This is a genomic window from Pseudomonas sp. B424 (assembly GCF_055408345.1).
Genome location: NZ_JBUZTL010000018.1, coordinates 94927 through 121171, shown reverse-complemented (window position 1 = coordinate 121171; position 26245 = coordinate 94927). Strand labels below are relative to the sequence as shown.

Below are 26245 nucleotides of genomic sequence, written 5' to 3'. Positions count from 1 at the left end.
TGCTGTCAAGCGGTTATTTTAAGATGTTTTCAAAGTTTCCCCTGCAACATCAACCACTTGCGCTTTCGATCTCTCGTTAGCGGGAGGCGAATTCTACAGCGTTACACGCTGCTGTCAACACCTCTTTTCCTGCTTCGATGACTTGAAGCTGGCACTCTCGAAAACTGATCCAACTCATTGAAACTCAAGGAGTTTTCCGTTTCTACTGTGCCGGAAGAGGCGCGAATTATAGGCCGTCAGGAACCAGAGTCAAGGCTTAATTTCAGTTTAAGTGACCGTTACCGCTTTCTTCTTATATAGCTGGGGAATTCGACTCTTAACCAGCGGTATGCGCATCAACAACAGGCATACACCTATACAGGCATAAATAGACCACTCCTTGAGATCGGCCCGCACAATCCAGAGCATATGTAGCAGCCCTAACCCTACAATCACATATACCAGACGATGGAGCTTCTTCCAGCGCGCACCCAAGCGTCGCTGACTATAACGATTTGAAGTCACCGCCAGCGCCAGCAAACACAGGAACCCTAGGCTGCCTACAATTATGTAGGGGCGCTTGCGCAACTCCACACCCAGTTGCGACCAGTCAAACCCCAGCACGAAAGCTAGATAAGCACACAGGTGCAGCACCACATAAGCAAAACACCACAACCCAATTTGCCGGCGCACTGCAATCCAACCCGACCAGCCCGTGAGCTTTTGCATGGGTGTCATGCAGAGCGTTACCAACAGAAGAATCAGCGTGCCCAGCCCAAGCCTGTCAACCAGCACTTTTCCCGGATCCGGCCCCAAGGCAGAACTCCAGGCCTCATAGAGCCAAAGCAAAGGCCAGATAGCCGCTGCCATAAATACGCCTACACGCCAGGAAAGGAACTTCATCAATAGTTCTTCCGCAAATCGAGGCCGGTATATAAAGAAGAGACTTCATCTGCGTAACCGTTGAACATCTGGGTATCGCGCACATTCGGACTGAACAGACCGCTTGGCAAACGCCGCTCACGCGCCTGCGTCCAGCGCGGATGATCAACCTGAGGGTTTACGTTTGCATAGAAGCCGTATTCATCCGAAGCAATGCTCTGCCAAGTGGTTTTCGGCTGTTCCTCGACCAGACTGATTCGCACAATGGACTTTACGCTTTTGAATCCGTACTTCCAGGGCACCACCAAACGTAGCGGCGCACCATTCTGATTCGGCAATTCGCGCCCATACATACCCACCGCCAGGATCGCCAGCGGATTCATTGCCTCATCCAGACGCAACCCCTCGACATAAGGCCAGTCAATCAACGCAAAGCCTGAGCGCTGCCCCGGCATCACTTTTGGGTCCTGCAAGGTTTCAAAGCGTATAAATTTGGCTTTCGACGTAGGCTCAACCCGTTTGAGTAATGCCGAAATGGGAAAGCCCATCCAGGGAATCACCATCGACCAGGCCTCTACGCAACGCAGACGATAGATCCGCTCTTCCAGCTGATAAGGCTGCATAAAGTCTTCAAGGGCATAACGCCCCGGCTTGCCCACCTCTCCATCCACGACCACACTCCAGGGTTCGGTTTTCAAGGCGCCAGCATTCTGTGCCGGGTCTCCCTTATCAGTACCGAACTCATAGAAGTTGTTGTAGTGCGTAGCATCCTTGAAAGGTGTGATCGCCTCCCCCTTGACCGTGACTGCCTGCCACTTGGTCTGTGGGAGCTTGTCGGTGAACCAGGACGGAGCCTTGCCCGGTTCAACATCGGCATAACGCCCCACATCGTCGGCACTTGCCCAGCGCGGAAGTGCACTCACAGCCAATCCGGCAAACGAACTGCCCAGTAATGCACGACGGGATAGATAGAAGGACTCAGGCGTGACGTCCGACTCTTTGCAGTCGGACGTTTTAGGCAGCTTGATGAGCATGACAACTCCGCAGTATTGGAGGGCTGATGCACCAATAGACTACGGAGTATGGGAGAAATTACATCACTCGCTGCTTTTGTTACGGCGCAAACGCAATAAGTACTGAATAGGCCCCGATGCAGCATATGCCAGGAAGGCCAGCAACAGAATGCGCGGCGGATCGCTGAACACAACAGCAAACACCAACACCACAGCCAGGATAGCTACAAAAGGAACGCGCCCTTTCAAGTCCAGCTCCTTGAAGCTGTTGTACTTGATATTGCTGACCATCAGCATGCCGGCGGCAGCCACCAGCAAGGCAACCAGGAACGACATTTTCGACCCCTGGATCCCGTAATCACTGAATGCCCAGACAATACCCGCCACCACACCCGCAGCAGCCGGGCTGGCCAGACCAATGAAATAGCGTTTATCCGCTTTTCCTACCTGGGTGTTGAAGCGCGCCAGACGTAACGCGGCGCCCGCGACATAGATGAAAGCAACCATCCAGCCCACCTTGCCCATATCACCCAGCGCCCAACCAAAGGCCAGCAACGCCGGCGCTACACCAAAGGCAACCATATCCGACAAGGAGTCGTACTCGGCACCAAAGGCACTTTCGGTATTGGTCATGCGCGCTACCCGGCCATCAAGGCCATCCAGCACCATTGCGACAAAAATCGCGATGGCCGCAAAAGCAAAATACTTGCTTGCGCCAGCAGCATCACCCGCACTCATGGCACTTTGAGCGCTCATGGAACTGATAATCGAATAAAAACCGGCGAACAGGTTCGCGGTGGTGAAAAGGTTCGGCAGCAGATAGATACCACGATGCCGGACTTTTCGGCCTTCAGCGTCATGCCCTTCTTCGACATGCTCATCGATAGGCAGCAGGCTATCGGCGTCAGAAGCCGCTTTTGGCTCTTCGGGACGTTCGCTCATGGACATTACCTTGCAACGATATGGAAAGTTTCGATAGAGGTTTGGGGCCAGCACTCAACCACAAACGATCCCGCTTTATACCAGAAGCGGCCGCTTAAACGAAAAAACGCGGCCTAGGCCGCGTTTTTTCTACACGCTAAAAACTTAGTTCTTGGCCTGGTCCACGATTTTGTTCGCACCGATCCAAGGCATCATCGAACGCAGTTGCCCGCCGATGACTTCGATACCGTGGGCAGCGTTGTTACGACGCTTGGCGGTCATCGATGGGTAGCCAGTAGCACCTTCGGTGATGAACATCTTCGCGTACTCGCCGTCCTGAATGCGCTTCAGAGCGTTACGCATTGCCTGACGGGACTCAGCGTTGATCACTTCAGGGCCGGTGACATACTCACCGTACTCAGCGTTGTTGGAGATCGAGTAGTTCATGTTGGCGATACCGCCTTCGTACATGAGGTCAACGATCAACTTCAACTCGTGCAAGCATTCGAAGTAAGCCATTTCTGGCGCGTAACCGGCTTCAACCAGGGTTTCAAAACCTGCTTTGACCAGCTCAACGGTACCGCCACACAGAACAGCCTGCTCGCCGAACAGGTCGGTTTCGGTTTCGTCCTTGAATGTGGTTTCGATGATGCCGGTACGACCGCCACCCACACCCGCTGCATAAGACAGGGCTACGTTTTTGGCGTTACCCGAAGCGTCCTGGTAGATAGCGATCAGGTCAGGAATGCCGCCGCCTTTTACGAACTCGGAGCGCACGGTGTGGCCCGGTGCTTTTGGCGCGATCATGATCACGTCAAGGTCGGCACGCGGCACAACCTGGTTGTAGTGGATCGCGAAGCCGTGGGAGAAGGCCAGTGTGGCGCCCTTCTTGATGTTCGGTTCGATTTCGTCGCGGTACAGTGCCGACTGGAACTCGTCCGGAGTCAGAATCATGACCAAGTCAGCAGCAGCAACAGCGCTGGCAACGTCAGTCACTTTCAGGCCATGAGCCTCAGCCTTGCCGACAGTGGCCGAACCTTTACGCAGACCAACAGTAACGTCAACGCCGGAGTCTTTCAGGTTGCAGGCCTGGGCGTGACCCTGGGAGCCGTAACCGATGATGGCTACTTTTTTGCCCTGGATGATCGAAAGGTCGCAGTCTTTGTCGTAATAAACTTTCATGATTTTCCCTTATATCCAGGCCATTCAGGCCAATTAGCACTTGTTAGTTTTAGATGCTGAGTACTTTGTCGCCACGGGCAATCCCGGTGACGCCACTGCGAACTGTTTCCAGGATTGAAGCTGTACCAATCGACTGAATGAAACTGTCGAGCTTCTCACTGGTACCTGTCAACTGCACGGTGTACACGCTGGCACTGACATCAACGATCTGCCCACGAAAAATATCCGTGGTGCGCTTGATCTCTGCGCGCTGTGCACCTGTTGCCTTGACCTTGACCAGCATCAGTTCACGCTCGATATGAGCACTCTCCGACAGGTCCACCAGCTTGACCACTTCGATCAGCTTGTTCAGGTTCTTGGTAATCTGCTCGATGACCTCATCATGCCCCACCGTGGTCAGCGTCAGACGCGACAAGGTCGGATCTTCGGTTGGTGCCACCGTCAGGCTTTCGATGTTGTAGTTGCGTTGCGAAAAAAGCCCGACAACTCGAGACAAGGCGCCCGGTTCGTTTTCAAGAAGCAAGGAAATAATGTGCCGCATGATTAAGTACGCTCCGTCTTGCTCAGCCACATGTCGCGCATGGAGCCATCTTTGATCTGCATCGGGTAAACGTGCTCACTGGTATCAACCTGAATATCCAGGAACACCAGTCGATCTTTCATGGCAAAGGCTTCTTCCATCTTCGGTTTGAGATCTTTCAGATCAGTGATCCGAATTCCCACATGTCCATAGGCTTCGGCCAGCTTGACGAAATCAGGCAGCGATTCCATGTAGGAGTGCGAGTGACGGCTACCGTAATTCATGTCTTGCCACTGACGCACCATTCCAAGCACGCCGTTATTAAGGCTGATGATTTTTACTGGCAAGCCGTACTGCAAACAAGTCGACAGCTCCTGAATATTCATCTGAATGCTGCCCTCGCCTGTTACACAGGCAACGTCAGCTTCAGGGAAACTCAGCTTAACCCCCATTGCAGCGGGAAAGCCGAAGCCCATCGTGCCCAGACCGCCTGAGTTGATCCAGCGATTAGGCTTGTTGAAGCGATAGTACTGGGCCGCGAACATCTGGTGCTGACCCACATCGGACGTTACATATGCATCGCCCTTGGTCACTTCGCAGAGCATTTCGATAACAGCCTGAGGCTTGATCTTGGTGCCGTCGCCCTTGTCATAAGGGAACAGGTCACCATTACCGCGCCATTCGTCAATCTGCTTCCACCAACTGGCAACCGCTTCCGGATTCGGTGTCTCGCCAATTTCCTTGAGGATGGAGACCATTTCGGTCAGCACGCTCTCTACCGGACCTACAATCGGCACGTCGGCCTTGATGGTCTTGGAGATGGACGCCGGGTCGATATCAATATGGATGATCTTGGCGTTCGGGCAGAACTTGGACGGGCCATTGATAACACGGTCATCAAAGCGCGCGCCTACCGCCAGGATTACGTCTGCGTTGTGCATGGTCATGTTGGCCGTGAAGCTGCCATGCATACCGAGCATGCCGACAAACTGGCGATCAGTACCAGGGTATGCACCCAGGCCCATCAGCGTATTGGTCACCGGCACGTTGAGCATTTTTGCCAACTCGGTCAGCGGTGCCGAACCGCCGCCCAAGATGACGCCGCCGCCCGCATACAGCACAGGACGTTTGGCAGCCAGCAGCATCTCTGCCGCCTTGCGAATCTGGCCAGAGTGGCCACGCAAGGCCGGGCTATAAGAACGCAGCTTGGCTTTTTTCGGGAAGACGTATTCGAACTTCTCGGCAGGGTTGGTCATGTCTTTCGGGATATCGACCACAACCGGGCCAGGACGACCGGATTGAGCGAGGTAGAACGCCTTTTTCATGACCTCCGGGATTTCCGAAGCATGCTTGATCATAAAGCTGTGCTTCACGATGGGCCGGGAGATGCCGATCATGTCGGTTTCCTGGAAAGCATCGGTGCCGACCATGGTGCTAGGCACCTGACCGGAAATGATCACCATCGGAATGGAGTCCATGTAGGCAGTGGCTATACCCGTGATGGCGTTGGTAGCACCCGGCCCGGAAGTAACCAGTACTACACCGGCTTTACCGGTAGCACGGGCATAGCCGTCAGCCATATGGGTTGCAGCCTGCTCGTGACGAACCAGGATGTGGGTAACTTCCGGTTCCTTGAACAGTGCGTCATAGACATGCAGCAGAGCACCACCAGGGTACCCGTAGATATATTTGACACCTTCGTCGCGCAAAAAGCGGACCAGCATCTCACCGCCAGATAAAAGCTCCACGTTGTTCACCTCTAAAACGCCAGAATACCGTCCACTAAAATGCGAACGGGTCTTAATAGGTTTACTTTTCAGCAGAGCATGAGCGACGGTGGTCGCCGACTACGTCAGCACTGACTGAGCAAGTATTGGGAGCTCCCCAAATGTTGCGGGGTTTTCCCACCCAGCGCGAGGTAACGCGTTGCGGGTGTAACAGGTCGGCGCGGGTGTGCGCCTCATGATCTGCTGAGAGGGCCTGCTTCTGGCAGTCCCTCTACAGCGGGACTTTGATTCTTCTCATTAGGCCGGCCCAAGTCAAGTCATCAATTCAATTTATTCGCATAAATCGGCAAGAACGCACAAAAAAACGCGCCAAATGAAAGAAGTCGACAAGAAAACGAATGACTGCCAGCAAAATCTGGCAGCCACGCCCTCAAGAGGAAGGGCTGATCAGCAGGTCAAAACCTTCAAAATGCTTGAGCAATGGTTTCCAGCTCCCGCGGCGCTGCCCAAAAACATGCTCCGCCATGTACCGGATACCCGAGACACTGGGCAATGGCTGCCCCTGCTCGACAATGACTTTCATCTTCGGCAAGAAGATCCACTGCACCCACTCTTCAAAGTCCAGCCTGTCCACGCTGAACGGCTCCAGACTGGACAGGTCGTGCTCGGTGGGAGCCCTGTCACTCCATAACCCCTGGGTGCGCATTTCCTGCTCGATAAGCAGCAGGTACTCGGCGACTTCAGAAGTACGTGGGTCCATAACCATCAGAGACTCACTTTGGCTTTTTGACGGGCCAATGCAGCACCAGCCGCATCACCTTGCTTGTCACGCGCCTGGGCAATCAAACCCCACAAGCTTGCCTGCAAATCCGGACGTCCATTGGCGAACGTCAAACCACGGCGGGCAAATTGCTCTGCCTGGGCAGTGTCGCCCTGAGCCATGCGCACTTGCGCCAGACGGTAAAGCACTTGCGGCTCACGGGGTGCCACACGCTGAGCACGCTCAAGGCTCGACGCAGCGCCATTCAAGTCACCGCTCGTCTGTTGCTGCTGAGCGGTGGTGAGCAACGCCAGCACCGGACCATCCAGCTGCTCATCGGCAGCCAGACCGCCACCCGTGTTATTGGACGGAATACCGCTAGGCGTAATCGCCGCCGGGGCGCTGTAGGTACTGCCCGGTGTGTAGCTGCCCGTGCTGATCGGCGCTGCGGCCGGGCCGGGTGTAATCGGTCCTGGCGTGAAAGGTTGGGTGCTGATCGGCGTCGAGACGCTGGCAGCCCCCCCCGGGATCATCACGACCACGCCCGAGTCCTCGGTAATCGTGCGCGCTTGTGCAGCCCGTGGCGCAGCAGCCTGTGGATAACTTCCCGCAGTACGCTGGGCCGAAATACGTTCATTGTTCGACACCGGCACACCGGAGTCGACCACAGGGATCGAACCCTGCGGCACGCTGGAACAACCATTGAGCAAAGCCAGGGCTGAAACAGCCGCAATCCACAACTTATTCACGTCAAACCCTCTTTGCTTAATTCAACCAGCCCTTGACCCAATCCATCACGGCGTCACCTGAAGCAGGCGCCTGCCCGCCACAACTGGCCCCCGCTGGCGGCTCACTGCCGCGAATATACGGCATCTGTACCACGCCAGGGCAGCTGGCATCGGATCCTTGCCCCGTATGCGGATCAATCCAGGCCTGAACAATGTTATCGGGCTGAGGCATATCCAGCGGCAGCGGATCGGCCTTCTTCATAAAGCTGGTCCACACCTGCAAGGCACCGGTCGCCCCGGTAAAGGGTGTTTTGCCGTTATCGTCGCGACCCAGCCAGACCACTGCCAGCAAATCCTGGCTAAACCCTGCGAACCAGCTGTCACGCGAGTCGTTACTGGTACCGGTCTTGCCCGCCAACGCAAGGCTCTTGGGCAGTACGTTATAGACCGAACGCCCCGTACCTTCGCGCATCACATGTTGCATAGCGTTCTGGATCAGGAAAATCGAGCCCGGATCGAAACGTTGCTGGATCTGGAAGGGATAGCGCTTCAGCGGCTGACCTTCTGCTGTCAGCACACTGCGAATCCCGCGCATCGGCGTATTGAAGCCACCGTTGGCCAGGGTCTGATACATCGTCGCCACTTCCATCGGGCTCAATGCGCCAGCCCCCAGCAACATGGACGGGAACGCCGGAAACTGACGCTCTACCCCGAGTCGGGCCAAGGTCTTGAGGACGTTAGGCACACCGACCTCCTGTCCCAGCCTTACCGTGCCGAGGTTGTAGGAGTTCATCATCGACTGGTAGAGGAAAACCGTACCGTGTGAGCGACGGTCATAATTCTGAGGCTTCCAGACCTGACCATCAGCGCCTTTGATCGACAGCGGATCATCCGACAGCCAACTGGTCAGCGTGTACTGGCTCGGCCGTTCAAGTGCAGTGAGATAAACCGCAGGCTTGATTAACGAACCAATAGGTCGTACCGCATCGAGCGCCCGGTTAAAACCGGCATAACCCGGCGCACGGCTGCCGATCAGCGCCTGAACCTCACCGGTTTCCGGGTTGGTCACCACCATCGCGGCTTCCACTTCATCCGAACCCTTGCGCCCGGCCAGACGCTTAAAGGTCTCACCGACTGCTGCTTCAGACTTCATCTGCAGGATCGGGTCGAAGCTGGTGAAAATTCGCAGCCCCTCTTCGGTCAAGTCTTCGTCGCGATAATCCTCACGCAACTGACGCTTGACCAGATCCAGGAACCCCGGGAATGAGCTGTCCGCCAGACTGCCCCGCTTGGTCACGCCCAGAGGCATTTTCTTCGCGGCAGCTACTTGCTCGGGCGTTGCAACACCTTGTTGCTCCAGCAAATCGAGCACCAGATTCCGCCGTACCAAAGCCCGCTCGGGGTTACGACGCGGGTTATAAGAAGATGGCCCTTTGACCATCCCCACCAACAACGCCACCTGATGCAGCTTGAGTTCGGCCAGCGGCTGGCTGAAGAAGAACTGGCTGGCGAGGCCAAAGCCATGCACGGCGCGCTGTCCGTCCTGACCGACAAACACTTCGTTGAGATACGCCTCAAGGATTTCGCGCTTGTCGTAATGCATTTCCAGCAGCAACGCCATCATCGCCTCAGTCAGTTTGCGACTAAGGCTGCGCTCGTTGGTCAGATAGAAATTCTTGACCAGTTGCTGAGTCAGAGTACTGCCGCCCTGGCGCATTTGCCCGGACGACGTGTTAACCCACATGGCACGCGCAATCGACTTCGGCGACACACCGAAGTGATGGTAGAAATCCCGATCTTCAACGGTTACCAGCGTCTCGAGCAAATATGGCGGTACCTGATCGATATTGATCAGGATCCGGTCCTCAAGGTTTTTAGGGTAAAGGCCGCCGATCAGCAGCGGTTCAAGGCGCACCACAGGGAGCTTTGAACCGTTGGTCGATGAAAGCTCTGCCACATAGTCGCCAGAGAAGCGTACACGCACCGGCTGTGCCTGTTCGGCACCTTCATAAAACTGGAAGCCGCGGGTGTTGAGGTCGACCGTGTTGCCGTTAACGGCTGCCGCTCCAGGACCATTGACCACGCTTTCGCGGCGATAGCCCAGCGCGTCGAGTTCCGTAAGGAAGTCGTTCTTGCTCAGCTTCTGGCCGACGAACAGCTCCAGCGGCCGGGCATAAACCTTGGCCGGGATGGTCCAGCGCTTGCCGGAGAACTTCTCCTGAACGATGGCATCGAGATAGACGGCAAAACCTGCCAGCACCACCAGGCCTACCAGACTGAGCTTAATGGCCCAGCCCAGCCAGGGCCGAAGGCCGCCAGAAGGACGTTTGGAACGAGAACGAGGGGATCGGGTACGAGTCATGGCGCGAGATTATACGCACTTTATTCATGTTCATCATGCGCAGCCCGGCGGTTTGCACTCCAGCTGTCAGCCGCCATAATGGCGCATTGAATTTTCCAGACCTTGAAGGATCAACCGTGAGCCAGAACCTGATTGCCGCCCTGCAAAACCCGGACCTCTACCCCCATGAAGTCGATGGATTTCAGGTTATCGAGACGCACATCTCCTGGGTCATCCTCACCGGGCCGTATGCCTACAAACTGAAGAAGCCAGTCAATTTCGGTTTTCTTGACTTCACCGAGCTCAGTGGCCGCGAACACTTCTGCAATGAAGAGCTGCGCCTGAACCAGCGCCTGACCGAAGGCCTGTACCTCGACGTGCTGCCGATTACCGGCACGGCCGAAGCGCCAGTACTGGGCGGTGAAGGCCCGGCGATTGAATTCGCACTGAAGATGCGTCAGTTCCCGCAAAGCCAGTTACTGAGCACGCTGCAAGCCAATGGCGAGCTCAATGCCGCCCACATTGACGAAATGGCCCGGCAAATTGCCCATTTCCACACCCAAGCGCCCCATGTCCCGCTGGAGCACTATCAAGGCACTCCAGAGGCCGTGATGGACCCAGTCCGTCAGAACTTCGAGCAAATTCGCCCGTTCCTTTCGGACAAAGCCGATCTGCTGCAACTGGACGCCCTGCAGGCCTGGGCCGAGGCGAGCTTTACCCGCCTCAAGCCGCTGCTCGAGCAGCGCAAGGCCCAAGGGTTTATCCGCGAATGCCACGGTGACATTCACTTGGGCAATGCCACGATGATTGATGGCAAAGTCGTAATCTTCGACTGCATCGAATTCAACGAACCTTTCCGTTTCACCGATGTGTATGGCGATACCGCCTTCCTCGCGATGGACCTTGAAGACCGAGGTCTGAAGTGTCTGGCTCGACGCTTTATCAGCCAGTACCTGGAGCTGACCGGCGACTACCAGGGCCTTGAGCTGCTGAACTTCTACAAGGCCTACCGTGCACTGGTGCGTGCCAAAGTCAGCCTGTTCAGCATGCCCGCCGAAGCCAGCCCGGTTCAGCGTGCAGCCACACTGCGTCAATACCGCAACTACGCCAACCTGGCGGAAAGCTACAGCACCATTCCTTCGCGCTTCCTGACCATTACCCACGGTGTTTCGGCTGTAGGTAAAAGCTCGGTAGCCATGCGACTGGTTGAGGCTTTGGGTGCGATTCGTTTGCGCTCAGATGTCATCCGCAAGCAGTTGTTCGGCCAGCAGACTACTGAAAATACAGTAGGCGATGGCATTTATAACGCTGACGCCAGCGCTTCAACCTACGACAAACTGCATGAGCTGGCGGGCATCGTATTGCGCGCGGGCTTCCCCGTCGTGATTGACGCCACCTACCTCAAGCGCGAGCAGCGTGATGGCGCTGCCAAAGTGGCAGAAGCTACGGGCGTACCTTGCCTGATCCTCGACTGCACCGCGCCAGACGCCGTGATCGAAGGCTGGCTGGCTCACCGTCAGAGCATTGGCACCGACCCTTCCGACGCCACGCTGGAAGTGGTCAAGGCACAGCAAGCAAGCCGAGAAGCCCTGGCCGCAGATGAAATTCTGCGTAGCAAGCGTGTTGAAACCCACAACAGCAAAAGCCTCGACACTCTGATTGCGGACATCCGCCAGCGTTTGCCAGGCCTGTAAACACACAGACGCCGTGAAGCCGCAATGGCTTCACGGTGCTTCAGAACCGGATTGCATACAGCACACACTGGCCAGCGCACGCGAAAACACAAATACGACGTCTGCCCGGACGCCCTCCTGTCGCAGCGGGCCAACCCTCTTGCCCTGTACAAACGCTCTACCCTCTTACCCCCCCGCCACGGACTGACAAAGCATTTGCTCTTTTCCGGCACTCCTTTGTTCCAAAACCGACTAACGGACTACGATTTTCCTACTGAGCGCTACACTCAAAAGGATCACATTGCCCCGTAAACGCTGAGCTCACGCCGTCGCAAGGAGAGCTGATGAATGATGAACTCCAGCATTTGAAAAATCTTGGCAAGACATCGGCACAATGGCTACACGCAGTGGGAATCCACAGTGCGTCGGACTTGAAGCGCCTGGGGGCCGTTGACGCCTATCGGGCGGTGAAGGCACGGGGCTTCAGGGCTTCCAAGGTTCTTCTGTACGCCATTGAAGGAGCCCTGCTGGATATTCACTGGAACGATCTTCCCGCCGAACGCAAGGAAGCGCTGAACCGGCAAGTGGATCAATTAGAAGCTTTGAACAAAATCTGAAACGGCCAACTCGGGCACACACGATGAATGGTAAAAAACAGCTATTGACACGGTAATGAGAATTGTTATGATTACGCCATCTGGTCGCGAGACCAGTCGATCTTCTGGAAGGCCCTTGGTTCGGACTCTCAGAAAATCTCCTCATCAGGCTAATCACGGTTATTTGACCCGGCTCTTGCCGGGTCTTTTTTTGCCTGCAGAAAAGCGCCAGCCCACATGCAGCCGTACGTCTTCAGCGAGCAATAACCAACGGGCAGCCCAGCTCCGGATGAGGCTGTACTAAAACATCCAGACCAAAGACGGCCTTTAATGCTTCTGGCTGCAACACGGCTTGCGGGCAATCCAGGGCTCGTGGGCGGCCCTCCTCCAGCAGCAACAATCGGTCGCAATAACGCGCAGCCAGATTCAAGTCGTGCAGGATGATCAGTACCGCAGCACCGCGGTCAGCGAACGCACGAATGGCCTTGAGCGTGGTGTGTTGGTGCAAGGGGTCAAGCATCGAGGTCGGTTCATCGAGCAACAAGGTTTGCCCGCTTTGCCCCGGCCATAATTGCGCCAGCACCCGCGCCAGATGCACTCGCTGACGCTCGCCACCTGATAACGCCAGATAGCTGCGTCCTGCCAGATGTTCGACATCCGCCGCCTGCAATGCAGCGAGGATGATTTCTGAATCACGAACACGGCCTGTCTGGTGAGGCAGCCGCCCCATGCCAACCACTTCCTCAACACGAAAGGCGAAGCCCAGAGTCGAAGTTTGAGGCAAAACAGCAAGGCGCTGTGCCCGCTGCGCCCCCTTCCACTGATTCAAGTGCTGTTGATCCAGCCAGACCTGCCCCCCGCTCGGTGTCAACTCCCCGCACAAAGCTGCCAGCAACGTGCTTTTGCCCGCCCCGTTAGGACCCAGCACCCCAAGCACTTCGCCCGGGCGCACATCCAAAGTGACATCCGCCAGTACGATTTTTTGATCGCGACGGATCTGCAGGTTTTCCGTACGCAACATCAGTGACGACCTCGCAGCAGCAGATAAAGGAAGAACGGCGCACCGAGAAACGCGGTAACAATCCCGATCGGCAGTTCTGCCGGCGCCAGGGCCAGTCGCGCAATCAAATCCGCGAACAGCAGCAACGCAGCCCCCGCAAGTACCGACGCAGGCAACAGCACCCGATGATCCGGCCCCGCCAGCAGCCGCACCAGATGCGGCACCACCAGCCCGATAAAACCGATCATGCCTGCTGCTGCCACGGCAGCGCCGACACCAAGGGCGGTGCAAAACACCAGCTCGCGCTTGAGGCTTTCAACGTCGATCCCTAAATGATTGGCTTCCGATTCCCCCAGCAACAGCGCATTGAGCGCATTCGCTCGCCGCGGTAGCCACAGTGCAACGCCCACGGTAACAATCAGCAAGGGCCACAACCGCGCATAGCTCGCGCCATTGAGGCTGCCCAGATTCCAGAACGTCAACGTACGCAATGTCGCGTCATCGGCCAGATAGGTAAACAGGCCTACCGCAGAGCCAGCCAGAGCTGTCAGTGCAATCCCTGCGAGCAACATGACGGCGACATTGGTCTGACCGTTGCGGCGCCCCAGTCGATACACCAACGCCGTGACTCCCAAGCCACCGAGGAATGCACACAACGACAGCAGATACGGCCCGATAAACTCCGGCAACCCGCCAAAGGCAGCCCCGCCAACAATCGCAATGGCAGCGCCCAGGGCCGCACCGCTGGACACCCCCACCAATCCGGGGTCGGCCAGCGGGTTACGAAACAGCCCTTGCATGGCCACACCCGATAGCGCCAACACCCCGCCTACCGCCAAGCCCAGCAAAGTTCGTGGCAAACGGATCTGCCCAAGGATCAGCTCGGCCTGCTCCAGGCCCTCACCCTGGATGGGAACACCGAGCAAACGCAGTGCCGCGCGCAAGGTGTCAAACAACGGCAAACTCACCGGTCCCAGCGACAGCGACAACCAGGTCGCCAAAAGGCACAGCGCCCCCAGACCGATGAACAAGGAACGGGGTTTGACCAGTGTTCTCATTGGTTGGCCGCAGCCGCTGGGTAAAACTCAGCCGTCAGTTGCTTCAAGCTGGCTGGCAATCGTGGCCCCAGCCCACCCACCAACAGGGTTGGGTCCAGCTCGTATACACGGCCGTTTTTAGCGGCACGGATCGAAGCCAGTATCGGATTTTCTTTCATCAGTGCTGCACGGGCCGCTTCACCCGTGAGACTGCGGTCAGCAAACACCAGCACCTCAGGATTCAACCCGGCCAGGGCCTCCACCGAAAACGGCTTGTAGCCGGTGTGGGTGGCCAGGTTATGCCCGCCAGCCCGGGTCAGCAGCCAGTCTGCTGCCGTGTCCTTGCCGGCAATCAGCGGCTTGCCGCCTGCGTGGCCCAGTAGCAACAGCACTCCAGGCGTCCTGTGATCCACTTGTGCAGCCTTGACCTGTAGCTGATGCTGCTCCAGTTGCTGTTGATAGTCCTTGAACAGTTGCGCTGCTTGCGCTTCGTCGCCCAGCAGGCGGCCCAAGTGCTCCAGCGTGGCCTCAAGGCTTGCGAGGTCAGCCCGGGAAGAAAACATTTCAACCGGCACACCGGCACCACGGATCTGCGCCAGAACAGGCGGCGGGCCGATCTCGTCCGTGCCAATCAGAACATCCGGCTTCAGGCTCAAGATGCCCTCTGCCGAGAGCTGGCGCTGATACCCGATGCTGGGGAGCGACTTAAGTGATTCTGGATGTTGACTGGTGGTATCGACCCCAACCAATTTAGACTCCGCGCCCAACTCGCTGACCCACTCCGAAAGAGCCCCTCCGGCACTGACCCAACGTTGTGGCAACTCGCCGGCCAGGCTGACATGACTGATCATAAAACCAGCACAGAGCGTAATCAGGCGTGTACTCAAGCGCATACAGAGGTATTCCTTGAAGAAGAGGGCTCAACGAGACAAAGGTAGTATCACTACGTGGCAAGAGCACATCGCAGAGCAAGCCCTCTATTTGATAATTGTTTGCATTTGCACGTCAACCTCTTAACCCGCTCAGCCCTGGATCATCAACACAACCGTTTGGCTGCTATTAAGGAACGCCATGAAGTTTTTATGTCCCTCAGAGGCACTGGGCGAAGGCACAAGCCGTGGCTTTGAGCTCGATGAACTGCGCCTGTTCGCAGTTCGCCGAGAAGGCCTGGTGTACGTCTACAAAAATCGCTGCCCTCATCGCGGGGTTTCGCTGGAGTGGCAACCGGATCAGTTTCTCGACTCAAGCGCCAGCCTGATCCAGTGCGCAACCCACTCGGCATTGTTTCTGATCGAAAGCGGGGAATGCGTTGCCGGGCCTTGCACCGGGCAGTTTCTGACAGCCCTTGACTGCAGCGAAGACAGCCAAGGGATATGGGTTACGTCAGAAGCGTCAGAGGATGACCTCTAGTCGACGATCAACCACTACCGCGTAGGGCGTCAGGCTCACGCCATAGGCCAGTACCTGCACCCCGGCCGCCACCGCCTCACGCAGCGCTGCCGCGTAGCCCGGGTCAATTTCTTCGGCCGGGCGTACCGCGTCGATACCCGTAAGGTTGACGCAGTACAACTGGACGGCACGTACCCCCTCCCGCGCCAGGGCCGAAAGCTCGCGCAAATGCTTGGCGCCACGCTGCGTCACGGCATCAGGGAAGGCCGCCACACGGGAACCGTCAAACCCCAGGGTGACGCTCTTGACCTCGACATAGGCAAAGCCTTCCGGGTACTCCAGACGGAAATCAATCCGGCTTTTTTCCTGCCCGTAAGCCACTTCGCGCTTGAGCGCGGTAAAGCCGTCAAGTTCTGTAATCACTCCCGCCAGCAGCGCCTCCTCGATCAAGCGATTGGCGCGCCCGGTGTTCACGCACGCCAGCCGCCCTTGTGGGGTTTCGCTGATTTCCCAGGTGCCCGGCAACTTGCGTTTGGGGTCATTGGAGCGACTGAACCAGACCTGACCGCCCTCGACCATGCAATTGAACATAGAACCGGTATTAGGACAGTGAATGGTCATCAACTCGCCGGTCGTGGTCTCGATATCGGCCAGGAAACGTTTGTAACGCTTAATCAGCCGCCCTTCTTCCAGCTCAGGTGAAAAACGCATCAGCCCTTCCAGCTCTTGAGGCCCAGGGCGATCCGCTCAACGGCTTCCTGCAGGCGCGGCAAACTCTGAGTGTAGGCAAACCGTACGTGGTGCCCGGACTGAAAACGCCCGAAATCCAGGCCAGGGGTAAAGGCTACATGTTGTGTTTCAAGAAAATGCTGGCAAAACGCAAATGCATCCCCGCCAAACGCACTGATATCGGCGTACAGGTAGAACGCGCCTTCGGGCTCTACCGCGATGCTGAACCCCAGTTCACGCAAGGCCGGTAACAGGAAGTCACGACGACGCCCAAACTCGGCACGACGACCTTCCAGAATCGCCAGTGTCTGCGGCTCAAAACAGGCCAGTGCTGCGTACTGGGCCATGCTTGGAGCACTGATGTAGAGGTTCTGTGCGAGTTTTTCCAGATCGGCCACGGCCTCAGGCGGTGCGACCAGCCAGCCCAGGCGCCACCCGGTCATCCCGAAATACTTGGAGAAGCTATTGAGCACAAATGCACTGTCATCGACTTCCAGCACGCTTGTCGCATCACAACCGTAGGTCAGGCCATGGTAGATCTCATCCACCACCAAGTGGCCGTTGCGCGCCTTGACCGCTGCGGACAGGGCGGCCAGTTCATCACGGCTCAGCATCGTACCGGTAGGGTTGGCCGGGGATGCGACCAGGGCGCCTACGCTGTCCTGATCCCAATAGCGGTCCACCAGATCAGCCGTCAGTTGGTAGCGCACATCCGGTCCCACCGGCACCAACTGCGCTGCGCCCTCCACCAAACGGAGGAAATGCCGATTACATGGGTAGCCCGGATCTGCAAGCAGCCAGTGTTTACCCGGATCAACCAGTAGGCTTGTTGCCAATAACAAGGCGCCGGAACCGCCCGGTGTAATCAGAATTCGCGAAGGGTCGATGTCCAACCCATAACGCTGCTGATAAAACCCCGAGATGGCCTCACGCAGTTCAGGCAAACCACGGGCTGCGGTATACCGGGTTTTTCCGGCTGCCAGGGCGGCCTGACCGGCGGCAATGATCGGCTCGGCCGTGGTGAAGTCCGGCTCGCCGATTTCCAGGTGAATCACATCGTGCCCCGCCGCCTGCAACTCGTTTGCACGCGCCAGCAACGCCATCACGTGGAAAGGTTCGATTGCGCGGCTGCGCGCACTGTAAGACTGAGCCATGAGCCTGCCTTCCTGGGTAAGCAAATAAACGATTCTACCCAAGCAGGACTACAAGAGAGAGTTAAATACTGTCTTAACCAATCTCTCGATAGAACCAAACAACCCAGGCCCCGGTCACAGTTCGACTAAAATTATTAATCAGGCACTAATCACAAGCACTGCAGGCTCTGTACGCAACCACTGACAACGGGCTAGACATGCGGGAGTAGCGCGGTCCGATTTGATCTGGTAAGTTCGCCCGCTTGCAGCCGCAGGGCCGGCAGGTGTCGGTGATGTTGCAATCCTGCGCAATGGATTAGAAGAATGAGAGGCGGTCCATTTCATGCCCACACAAGCAAAGCAACAGAATACTCAACTTAGCGGCTTTGAACCCTACGTTGAAAAGAAGGGTGAAGAGTACATGGGCGAGCCCATGCGCAAACATTTCACCAAGATTCTGCAAAAGTGGAAACAGGACTTGATGCAGGAAGTCGACCGCACCGTTGATCATATGAAAGACGAAGCGGCAAACTTTCCTGACCCATCCGACCGCGCAAGCCAGGAAGAAGAATTCAGCCTGGAACTGCGCGCACGCGATCGCGAGCGCAAGCTGATCAAGAAAATCGACAAGACACTGCAACTGATCGAAGACGAAGAGTATGGCTGGTGCGAATCCTGCGGCGTCGAAATCGGTATCCGTCGACTCGAAGCCCGCCCTACTGCGGACATGTGCGTAGATTGCAAAACCTTGGCTGAAATCAAGGAAAAACAAGTCGGCAAGTAATCGCCGGGTTGACCAGATGGGGCGTGCAAACGCCCCATTTTTGTTTCTGAAATTCCAGTGCCCTGCGTGGGAGCGGGCTTGCTCGCGATAGCATCACCGCGCCAATCGCTCGAAACCGGGTTGCCGCATCGCGAGCAAGCCCGCTCCCACAAAAAACCGGCCCACGTCCATGACTGCTCCCTCCTACATCGGGCGCTTCGCCCCTACGCCCAGCGGCCATCTGCATTTTGGTTCGCTGGTGGCCGCCCTCGCCTCGTACCTCGACGCCCGCTCTGTAGGCGGTCGCTGGCTGCTGCGCATGGAAGACCTGGACCCGCCGCGCGAAATGCCCGGCGCCCAGGCCGCCATCCTCGATGCCCTTGAACGCTACGGTTTTGAATGGGACGGCGAACTGGTTCGTCAAAGCGAGCGCCTCGAGGCATACGCGCAAGTACTGAATCGACTGTTCAGCATGGGCCTGGCCTACGCATGCACCTGTTCGCGCAAACAACTTGAAGGCTACAACGGCATTTACCCCGGGCTGTGCCGCAATGCGGGCCATTCGATGGAGAACGCCGCGATACGCGTGCGCGTCCCGGAACTTGAATACCGCTTTGAAGACCGGGTCCAGGGCCCGTTCGCCCAGCATCTTGGCCGAGAGGTGGGCGACTTTGTAATTCGCCGCCGTGACGGGCTATACGCCTATCAATTGGCCGTAGTGCTTGATGACGCCGCCCAGGGCGTGACGGATATCGTACGCGGCGCCGATCTGCTGGACTCCACACCGCGCCAGCTCTACCTGCAAGAACTGCTGGGTTTGTCGCAGCCGCGCTACTTGCATGTGCCGCTGATCGTACAGCCGGATGGCCACAAACTCGGCAAATCGTACCGTTCGCCGCCCCTGACACCCGACCAGACCACACCGCTACTGCTTCGCGCCTTACGCACCCTGGGCCAGGCTCCGGACCTATGCTTGAACGATGCCACCCCGCGTGAAGTGCTCGACTGGGGGATTGCCCACTGGAACGCAGGCAATATCCCGCGCACCCTCACCCTGGCCGAGGCGCAATTACGCTGACAGCCCTTGCAGGTTGCCAGCCATCCGTTAACATCGCCGCACGTTTTTGGGCATGCGGCCTGTAAAAGTGAGGACGGGATGTATATCTATCGATTGGTCCTGTTGCTGGTTGTCGGGATCTACCTGTTTTCTCCCGCCATCATGGATTGGTGGATCGATGCGACAGGCGCCTGGTACAGGCCCTATCTGCTCTGGCTGATTCTGATCGTTGTGACCTTTATTCTTCAGAGCCAAAAAGATGCCGATGAGCTTTAGCCTGACCCAGATGATCCTGATCAGCGCCGCCTACCTGGGGGTGCTGTTTGGCGTAGCCTGGATCAGTGAACGCGGAATGATCCCGCGCGCAATCATTCGTCACCCGCTGACCTACACCCTGTCCCTGGGCGTTTATGCCAGTGCCTGGGCGTTTTACGGCACGGTGGGTTTGGCCTACGAATATGGCTACGGTTTCCTGTCCAGTTACCTCGGTGTTTCCGGCGCGTTCCTGCTGGCGCCAGTGCTGCTGTATCCCATCCTGAAAATCACCCGCACCTACCAGCTCTCGTCGCTCGCCGACTTGTTCGCCTTCCGCTTTCGCAGCACCTGGGCCGGTGCGCTGACCACAATCTTCATGCTCATTGGTGTGTTACCGCTGCTGGCCCTGCAAATCCAGGCCGTGGCCGACTCCATCAGCATTCTGACCCGCGAACCGGTGCAACACCGCGTCGCCCTGAGCTTCTGCGCCCTGATTACACTGTTTACGATCTTCTTCGGCTCGCGGCACATCGCAACCCGGGAAAAACACGAAGGGCTGGTATTCGCCATTGCCTTTGAGTCGGTAATCAAACTGATCGCCATTGGCGGCGTAGGCCTCTACGCACTCTACGGCGTGTTCGATGGCCCGCAACAACTGGAAGTCTGGCTACTGCAAAACCAGACGGCCCTCGCCGCCCTGCATACACCATTGCAGGAAGGCCCATGGCGCACCCTGCTGCTGGTGTTTTTCGCCTCCGCCATCGTGATGCCTCACATGTATCACATGACCTTCACCGAGAACCTCAACCCTCGGGGACTGGTCAGCGCCAGCTGGGGCCTGCCCCTGTTCCTGCTGCTGATGAGCCTCGCCGTGCCGCTGATTCTGTGGGCAGGCCTCAAACTGGGTGCCACCACCAACCCCGAATACTTCACCCTCGGCATCGGTATCGCCGCCAACAGCAAACCCCTGGCGTTACTGGCCTATGTGGGCGGGCTGTCGGCCTCCAGCGGGCTGATTATCGTCACCACCCTGGCGCTCTCGGGCATGGCTTTGAACCACCTGGTGCTGCCGCTTTATCAGCCACCCGCCGAGGGCAACATCTACCGCTGGCTGAAGTGGACCCGTCGTGCTCTGATCGTTGCCATCATCATGGCCGGGTATGGTTTTTACCTGCTGCTGGGCGCCGAACAGGACCTGGCCAACCTCGGCATCGTGGCGTTTGTCGCCACCTTGCAGTTCCTGCCGGGCGTACTCTCGGTGCTGTACTGGCCGACCGCCAACCGACGCGGCTTCATCGCCGGGCTGCTGGCGGGGATACTGGTGTGGATGGCCAGCATGCTGTTCCCGCTGATCGGCGACTTCCAGGGGTTCTACATCCCGTGGCTGAACATGATCTACGTGCTGGACGACACCAGCTGGCACATGGCAGCCATCGCGTCCCTGGCTGCCAACGTGCTGATGTTCACCCTGATCTCGCTGTTCACCAACGCCAGCCCCGAAGAAACCAGTGCCGCCGAAGCTTGTGCAGTAGACAACGTACGTCGCCCGCAACGGCGCGAACTGCATGCCGCCTCGCCCCAGGAGTTTGCAACCCAGCTGGCCAAGCCTCTGGGGGCCAAGGCCGCACAAAAAGAAGTCGAGCAAGCGCTGCGCGACCTCTTCTTGCCCTTTGATGAGCGCCGCCCTTATGCCTTGCGCCGTCTGCGCGACCGCATCGAGGCCAACCTGTCAGGCCTGATGGGCCCCAGCGTTGCTCAGGACATGGTCGAAACCTTTCTGCCCTACAAGTCCGGCGGTGAAAACTACGTTACCGAAGACATTCACTTCATCGAAAGCCGGCTTGAGGACTACCACTCACGCCTTACAGGTCTGGCAGCCGAACTCGACGCATTGCGCCGCTATCACCGCCAAACCCTGCAAGAGCTGCCCATGGGCGTGTGTTCGCTGGCCAAGGATCAAGAGATCCTGATGTGGAACAAAGCCATGGAAGAGTTGACCGGCATCCCGGCCCAACGCGTGGTGGGCTCACGGTTGAGCACCTTGGGCGATCCGTGGCGCGAGCTGCTGCAAGGGTTTATCGACCTGCCGGACGAGCACTTGCACAAGCAGCACCTGGCCCTCGACGGCCAGACCCGCTGGCTCAACCTGCACAAAGCCGCCATTGATGAACCCCTGGCCCCCGGCAACAGCGGCCTGGTGTTACTGGTCGAAGACCTGACAGAAACCCAGATGCTCGAAGACAAGCTGGTGCACTCCGAGCGTCTGGCCAGCATCGGCCGCCTGGCCGCCGGTGTGGCTCACGAAATCGGCAACCCGGTAACCGGCATCGCCTGCCTGGCGCAAAACCTGCGCGAAGAGCGTGAAGACGACGCCGAGTTGACTGAGATCAGCAGCCAGATCCTTGAACAGACCAAACGCATCTCGCGCATCGTGCAGTCCTTGATGAGCTTCGCCCATGCCGGCAGCCACCAACACAATGACGAGCCCGTCTGTCTGGCGGAAGTGGCCCAGGATGCTATCGGTTTGCTGGCCCTGAACCGGCGCAATTTCGAAGTGCAGTTTTACAACCTTTGCGACCCGGATCACTGGGTCGAAGGCGACCCCCAGCGGCTCGCCCAGGTGTTGATCAACTTGCTGTCGAACGCCCGTGACGCCTCGCCTGCCGGAAGCGCAGTACGGGTCAAAAGTGAGGCCAGCGAGCACACTGTCGACCTTATTGTGGAAGACGAAGGGACAGGCATTCCAAAGAACATCATGGACCGATTGTTCGAACCTTTTTTCACCACCAAGGACCCTGGCGAAGGCACCGGTCTGGGCCTTGCACTGGTCTATTCCATCGTTGAAGAGCATTATGGACAAATCACCATCGACAGCCCGGCTGACATTCAAAGCCAACGCGGAACCCGTATCCGGGTGACACTACCGCGTCATGTCGAAGCGACGTCCGCTGTGAACTGAGACCGTCGAGAGAACTGAATCAATGCCGCATATTTTGATCGTCGAAGATGAAACCATCATCCGCTCCGCGTTACGCCGGTTATTGGAGCGCAATCAGTACCAGGTCAGCGAAGCTGGCTCGGTGCAAGAAGCGCAGGAGCGTTTCAGCATTCCCTCGTTCGACTTGATCGTCAGCGACCTGCGCCTGCCCGGCGCACCGGGCACTGAACTGATCAAGCTTGGCCAGGGCAAGCCGGTGCTGATCATGACCAGCTATGCAAGCCTGCGCTCGGCCGTTGACTCGATGAAAATGGGCGCAGTCGACTACATCGCCAAACCATTCGACCACGACGAAATGCTGCAAGCCGTGGCCCGCATCCTGCGTGATCGGCAAAATGCCCAAAGCGTACCCGCCGAGCGCCCTGCCAAGCCGGGCATTGCCGACAAAAGTGCTGTGGATAACAGCAACGGCGAGATAGGCATCATCGGCTCCTGCCCACCGATGCTGGACATGTACAGCAAGATCCGCAAAGTGGCGCCAACCGACTCCAATGTCCTGATCCAGGGCGAATCCGGTACCGGTAAAGAACTGGTCGCACGCGCCCTGCACAACCTGTCCAAACGCGCCAAGGCGCCGATGATTTCAGTGAACTGCGCGGCCATCCCCGAGTCACTGATCGAGTCAGAGCTGTTCGGCCACGAGAAAGGCGCATTTACCGGCGCCAGCGCTGGCCGGGCCGGCCTGGTTGAAGCGGCCGACGGCGGCACGCTGTTCCTGGATGAAATCGGCGAACTGCCCCTTGAGGCCCAGGCCCGCCTGCTGCGCGTGTTGCAAGAAGGCGAGATTCGCCGCGTAGGTTCCGTGCAGTCGCAAAAGGTCGATGTGCGCCTTATTGCCGCGACTCACCGGGACCTCAAGAGCCTGGCCAAGGTAGGCCAGTTCCGCGAAGACTTGTACTACCGCCTCCACGTCATCGCACTCAAGTTGCCGGCTTTGCGCGAACGTGGCCCCGACGTCAACGAGATCGCCCACGCCTTTCTCGCACGCCAAAGCGCACGCGCAGGCCGTACCGACCTGAAATTCGCCCCCGATGCCGAACGAGCCATCAGCCACTACTCATGGCCGGGTAACGTTCGCGAGCTGGAAAACGCCGTCGAGCGCGCGGTAATCCTGTGCGAAAGCCCGGAAATCTCGGCCGAACTGCTGGGTATCGATATTGAACTGAGCGACCTGCAAGACGACGATTTCATCGGCCTTGCCCCGCAGCAGAGCATCGGTAACGGTAACACCAGCCTTGATCCGACCGAAGACCTGTCACTGGAAGACTACTTCCAGCACTTTGTGCTTGAGCACCAGGACCACATGACCGAGACCGAACTGGCCCGCAAACTGGGGGTTAGCCGCAAGTGTTTGTGGGAGCGGCGCCAGCGCCTGGGAATCCCGCGGCGCAAAACCGGCGTGCCAAGCGAAGGCTAGGGCAAACCCTCAGGTAACACTGCAAAATGTAAAAAAACTGTTACCTCAGTTAAATCACGTAACAAAAGCCGGGTCTTACGGTAACGATGACCCGGCTTTTTTTTGCCCTGAAAAAAGCAAAAACCCTATAAAACCCTTATTTTGCTGGGCCTCGCAAAAGTTGGCACGACACCTGCTATATGTATTCGTATAAGAACAATAAGAATCACAGCAACACACAATAAAAATAAGACGTATCGGCTCACGCATAACAAAAACAACACGGCGGAGGCGCAGCTAACTGATTCTTTTGGAGAGGTGTTGTCATTGGGGCTTGCCCCACGACTAGGCAGAGAACAACAAAACTGCACTTTAAAGCAGAGCCTGAACTAGTTGGATCACTGATCAGATCAACACAGCGACCAAAGCAATCCGTTTGCTCTTATCTCCCGATTGGGAGGGTTACACAGGCAAAACCTCTGTAACCAGGGCGATTAACAAAAACAAAAAGCCCGCAATCAATAATAAAAATAGAGCACGTAACTAATTCTGGGGGAGCTTCGGCTCCCCTTGTGGTTTCTGCGATTTAACAAATCCCCCTGACCGTCTAAGCCGCCCTTCTTGGCGCTTTTTCTGCTTGCCGCTTGCAGCTTCGCTAGCAAGAGCGGCTAAGCGTCCTACACCATCCCCTGACTAAATGCTAGAATCCCCGCCCATCATGCGGTCATTCTTCGTTTTGGCCGAACATTCCTTCAAACAGTGCATCCCATGCTGAAGAAGCTGTTCCAGTCATTCCGTTCTCCCAAGCGTCGTACGCAACAACTGCGCAGCACCCCTGAAGTGCTCAACAGCAGCCAACATTCGCTGCAACGTGCCCAGTTCAGCCGCTACGCGGTCAATATCGTCGAACGCCTGCAGAACGCCGGTTATCAGGCCTATCTGGTCGGCGGTTGCGTACGCGACATGCTGCTCAACATCACGCCAAAAGACTTTGACGTCGCCACCAGCGCGACGCCCGAGCAAGTGCGTGCCGAGTTTCGCAATGCGCGAATCATCGGTCGGCGCTTCAAGTTGGTTCACATCCACTTTGGTCGCGAAATCATTGAGGTCGCCACCTTCCGTGCAAACCACCCGCAAAACGACGAAGAGGAAGACAGCAACCAGTCCTCGCGTAATGAAAGCGGGCGCATTTTGCGCGACAACGTTTACGGCACTCTGGAAGAAGACGCCCAGCGTCGTGACTTCACGATCAACGCCCTGTATTACGACCCGGTCAGCGAACGCATCCTCGATTACGCCAATGGCGTACACGATATTCGCAACCGCCTGCTGCGCCTGATCGGCGACCCGCAACAGCGCTACCAGGAAGACCCGGTGCGCATGCTGCGGGCTGTGCGTTTCGCCGCCAAGCTCAACTTTGGCATCGAAAAACACACCGCCGCGCCGATTCGTGAACTGGCGCCGCTGCTGCGCGAGATCCCGTCTGCACGACTGTTCGAAGAAGTCCTCAAGCTGTTCCTCTCGGGTAACGCTTCAGACACCTTTGAAATGCTGGTCGACCTCGAGTTGTTCGATCCTCTGTTCCCGGCCAGCGCCGAAGCACTGGAGCACAACCCGACATACACCCACACCCTGATCAGCGAAGCGTTGCGCAACACCGATCTGCGGATCAAACAGGGCAAACCGGTAACCCCGGCCTTCCTGTTTGCCGCCTTGCTCTGGCCTGCCCTGCCAGCTCGCGTAATGTATTTGCAGGACCGCGGCATGCCAGCGATCCCTGCCATGCAGGAAGCAGCACACGAACTGATCAGCGAGCAATGCCAGCGGATTGCTATTCCCAAGCGCTTCACGATGCCGATTCGCGAAATCTGGGACATGCAGGAGCGCTTGCCGCGCCGCAGTGGCAAACGTGCCGACATGCTGCTCGACAACCCGCGCTTCCGTGCTGGCTACGACTTCTTGCTGTTGCGCGAAAGTGCAGGTGAAGAGACCAACGGCCTGGGCCAATGGTGGACTGACTATCAGGATGCCAATGACAGCGGTCGCCGCGACATGATTCGCGACCTGAGCAGTGCCAAGGAAGACGGCACAGGGCCGGCACCGCGCAAGCGTCGCCGTACCAGCGGAGCCAAGCGCAAACGCAGCGCCGCAGCGGACGAGTAAGCG

The 26245-nt window shown here is 57.5% G+C and carries 22 protein-coding genes and 1 pseudogene; 9 read left to right on the top strand and 14 right to left on the bottom strand.

All coding sequences use genetic code 11. The features are described 5' to 3' along the window. Positions 1-267: 267 nt before the first annotated feature. From msrQ to mrcB, 9 genes are all read right to left on the bottom strand, one after another. Positions 268-882 (bottom strand): protein-methionine-sulfoxide reductase heme-binding subunit MsrQ, encoded by a 615-nt coding sequence (gene msrQ, locus ACZRMS_RS19180; RefSeq protein ID WP_463996585.1) that lies wholly within the window; start codon positions 880-882, stop codon positions 268-270. Continuing rightward, positions 882-1895 (bottom strand): protein-methionine-sulfoxide reductase catalytic subunit MsrP, encoded by a 1014-nt coding sequence (msrP, locus tag ACZRMS_RS19175; protein ID WP_463996584.1) that lies wholly within the window; start codon positions 1893-1895, stop codon positions 882-884. The genes msrQ and msrP overlap by 1 nt, the downstream gene beginning before the upstream one ends. A 63-nt stretch (positions 1896-1958) precedes the next feature. Next, on the bottom strand, positions 1959-2816 hold the full coding sequence (pssA, locus tag ACZRMS_RS19170; RefSeq protein WP_463996583.1) for a CDP-diacylglycerol--serine O-phosphatidyltransferase: 858 nt from the start codon (positions 2814-2816) through the stop codon (positions 1959-1961). A 144-nt stretch (positions 2817-2960) separates the two neighbouring features. Continuing rightward, positions 2961-3977, bottom strand: coding sequence for a ketol-acid reductoisomerase (gene ilvC, locus ACZRMS_RS19165; protein ID WP_048362162.1), 1017 nt, complete (start codon positions 3975-3977; stop codon positions 2961-2963). A 49-nt stretch (positions 3978-4026) separates the two neighbouring features. Then, positions 4027-4518 carry an acetolactate synthase small subunit gene (gene ilvN / locus ACZRMS_RS19160; protein WP_016783407.1) on the bottom strand — a complete coding sequence of 164 codons (492 nt, stop codon included), beginning with the start codon at positions 4516-4518 and terminating at the stop codon, positions 4027-4029. A 2-nt stretch (positions 4519-4520) separates the two neighbouring features. Further along, entirely contained in the window at positions 4521-6245 is a 1725-nt protein-coding gene (locus ACZRMS_RS19155; protein ID WP_463996582.1) for an acetolactate synthase 3 large subunit, read from the bottom strand. A gap of 409 nt (positions 6246-6654) precedes the next feature. Beyond that, a complete protein-coding gene (locus ACZRMS_RS19150) occupies positions 6655-6984 on the bottom strand; it encodes a YqcC family protein (RefSeq protein WP_463996587.1) in 330 nt (109 codons plus the stop codon). A gap of 5 nt (positions 6985-6989) precedes the next feature. Then, the gene (locus ACZRMS_RS19145; protein WP_463996581.1) at positions 6990-7733 is read right to left on the bottom strand and encodes a tetratricopeptide repeat protein; all 744 of its coding nucleotides are present in this window, start codon (positions 7731-7733) and stop codon (positions 6990-6992) included. A 16-nt stretch (positions 7734-7749) separates the two neighbouring features. Continuing rightward, positions 7750-10074: a penicillin-binding protein 1B gene (mrcB, locus tag ACZRMS_RS19140; RefSeq protein ID WP_463996580.1), complete on the bottom strand. Its 2325-nt coding sequence runs from the start codon at positions 10072-10074 to the stop codon at positions 7750-7752. A gap of 116 nt (positions 10075-10190) precedes the next feature. On the opposite strand from mrcB, the gene ACZRMS_RS19135 reads away from it, so the two are divergent. Beyond that, positions 10191-11747 carry a bifunctional aminoglycoside phosphotransferase/ATP-binding protein gene (locus ACZRMS_RS19135; protein WP_463996579.1) on the top strand — a complete coding sequence of 519 codons (1557 nt, stop codon included), beginning with the start codon at positions 10191-10193 and terminating at the stop codon, positions 11745-11747. A gap of 323 nt (positions 11748-12070) precedes the next feature. Continuing rightward, a complete protein-coding gene (locus tag ACZRMS_RS19130) occupies positions 12071-12343 on the top strand; it encodes a TfoX/Sxy family protein (RefSeq protein ID WP_463996578.1) in 273 nt (90 codons plus the stop codon). 232 nt (positions 12344-12575) lie between these two features. Here ACZRMS_RS19130 and ACZRMS_RS19125 read toward each other — a convergent pair. The 3 genes and pseudogenes from ACZRMS_RS19125 to ACZRMS_RS19115 form a co-directional block, all read right to left on the bottom strand. Further along, positions 12576-13295, bottom strand: a pseudogene (locus ACZRMS_RS19125) (heme ABC transporter ATP-binding protein); the annotation flags it as partial. Between the two features lie 47 nt (positions 13296-13342). Next, on the bottom strand, positions 13343-14380 hold the full coding sequence (locus tag ACZRMS_RS19120; protein WP_463996577.1) for a FecCD family ABC transporter permease: 1038 nt from the start codon (positions 14378-14380) through the stop codon (positions 13343-13345). Continuing rightward, positions 14377-15252 carry a heme/hemin ABC transporter substrate-binding protein gene (locus ACZRMS_RS19115; protein WP_463996576.1) on the bottom strand — a complete coding sequence of 292 codons (876 nt, stop codon included), beginning with the start codon at positions 15250-15252 and terminating at the stop codon, positions 14377-14379. Before ACZRMS_RS19115 ends, ACZRMS_RS19120 begins: the two co-directional genes overlap by 4 nt. A gap of 178 nt (positions 15253-15430) precedes the next feature. Between ACZRMS_RS19115 and ACZRMS_RS19110 the strand changes: the two genes are divergently transcribed. Then, positions 15431-15769: a Rieske (2Fe-2S) protein gene (locus ACZRMS_RS19110; protein WP_463996575.1), complete on the top strand. Its 339-nt coding sequence runs from the start codon at positions 15431-15433 to the stop codon at positions 15767-15769. On the opposite strand, the gene sfsA is transcribed toward ACZRMS_RS19110, so the two are convergent. After that, positions 15752-16459, bottom strand: a complete 708-nt coding sequence (sfsA, locus tag ACZRMS_RS19105; protein ID WP_463996574.1) for a DNA/RNA nuclease SfsA — start codon at positions 16457-16459, stop codon at positions 15752-15754. The genes ACZRMS_RS19110 and sfsA overlap by 18 nt on opposite strands. After that, complete coding sequence (locus ACZRMS_RS19100) at positions 16459-17631, bottom strand: pyridoxal phosphate-dependent aminotransferase (protein WP_463996573.1); 1173 nt, start codon at positions 17629-17631, stop codon at positions 16459-16461. Before ACZRMS_RS19100 ends, sfsA begins: the two co-directional genes overlap by 1 nt. A 322-nt stretch (positions 17632-17953) precedes the next feature. On the opposite strand from ACZRMS_RS19100, the gene dksA reads away from it, so the two are divergent. The 6 genes from dksA to ACZRMS_RS19070 all read left to right on the top strand — a co-directional run bounded on the left by dksA (position 17954) and on the right by ACZRMS_RS19070 (position 26242). Then, entirely contained in the window at positions 17954-18394 is a 441-nt protein-coding gene (gene dksA / locus ACZRMS_RS19095) for an RNA polymerase-binding protein DksA (protein ID WP_016783419.1), read from the top strand. A gap of 169 nt (positions 18395-18563) precedes the next feature. Continuing rightward, positions 18564-19451, top strand: a complete 888-nt coding sequence (gene gluQRS / locus ACZRMS_RS19090) for a tRNA glutamyl-Q(34) synthetase GluQRS (protein ID WP_463996572.1) — start codon at positions 18564-18566, stop codon at positions 19449-19451. Positions 19452-19529: 78 nt separating this feature from the next. After that, entirely contained in the window at positions 19530-19706 is a 177-nt protein-coding gene (locus tag ACZRMS_RS19085) for a hypothetical protein (RefSeq protein WP_003176118.1), read from the top strand. Next, entirely contained in the window at positions 19690-22644 is a 2955-nt protein-coding gene (locus tag ACZRMS_RS19080; protein ID WP_463996571.1) for a sensor histidine kinase, read from the top strand. The genes ACZRMS_RS19085 and ACZRMS_RS19080 overlap by 17 nt, the downstream gene beginning before the upstream one ends. A 22-nt stretch (positions 22645-22666) precedes the next feature. After that, a complete protein-coding gene (locus tag ACZRMS_RS19075) occupies positions 22667-24100 on the top strand; it encodes a sigma-54-dependent transcriptional regulator (RefSeq protein WP_463996570.1) in 1434 nt (477 codons plus the stop codon). 747 nt (positions 24101-24847) lie between these two features. Next, on the top strand, positions 24848-26242 hold the full coding sequence (locus tag ACZRMS_RS19070; protein ID WP_463996569.1) for a polynucleotide adenylyltransferase PcnB: 1395 nt from the start codon (positions 24848-24850) through the stop codon (positions 26240-26242). Positions 26243-26245 lie beyond the last annotated feature (3 nt).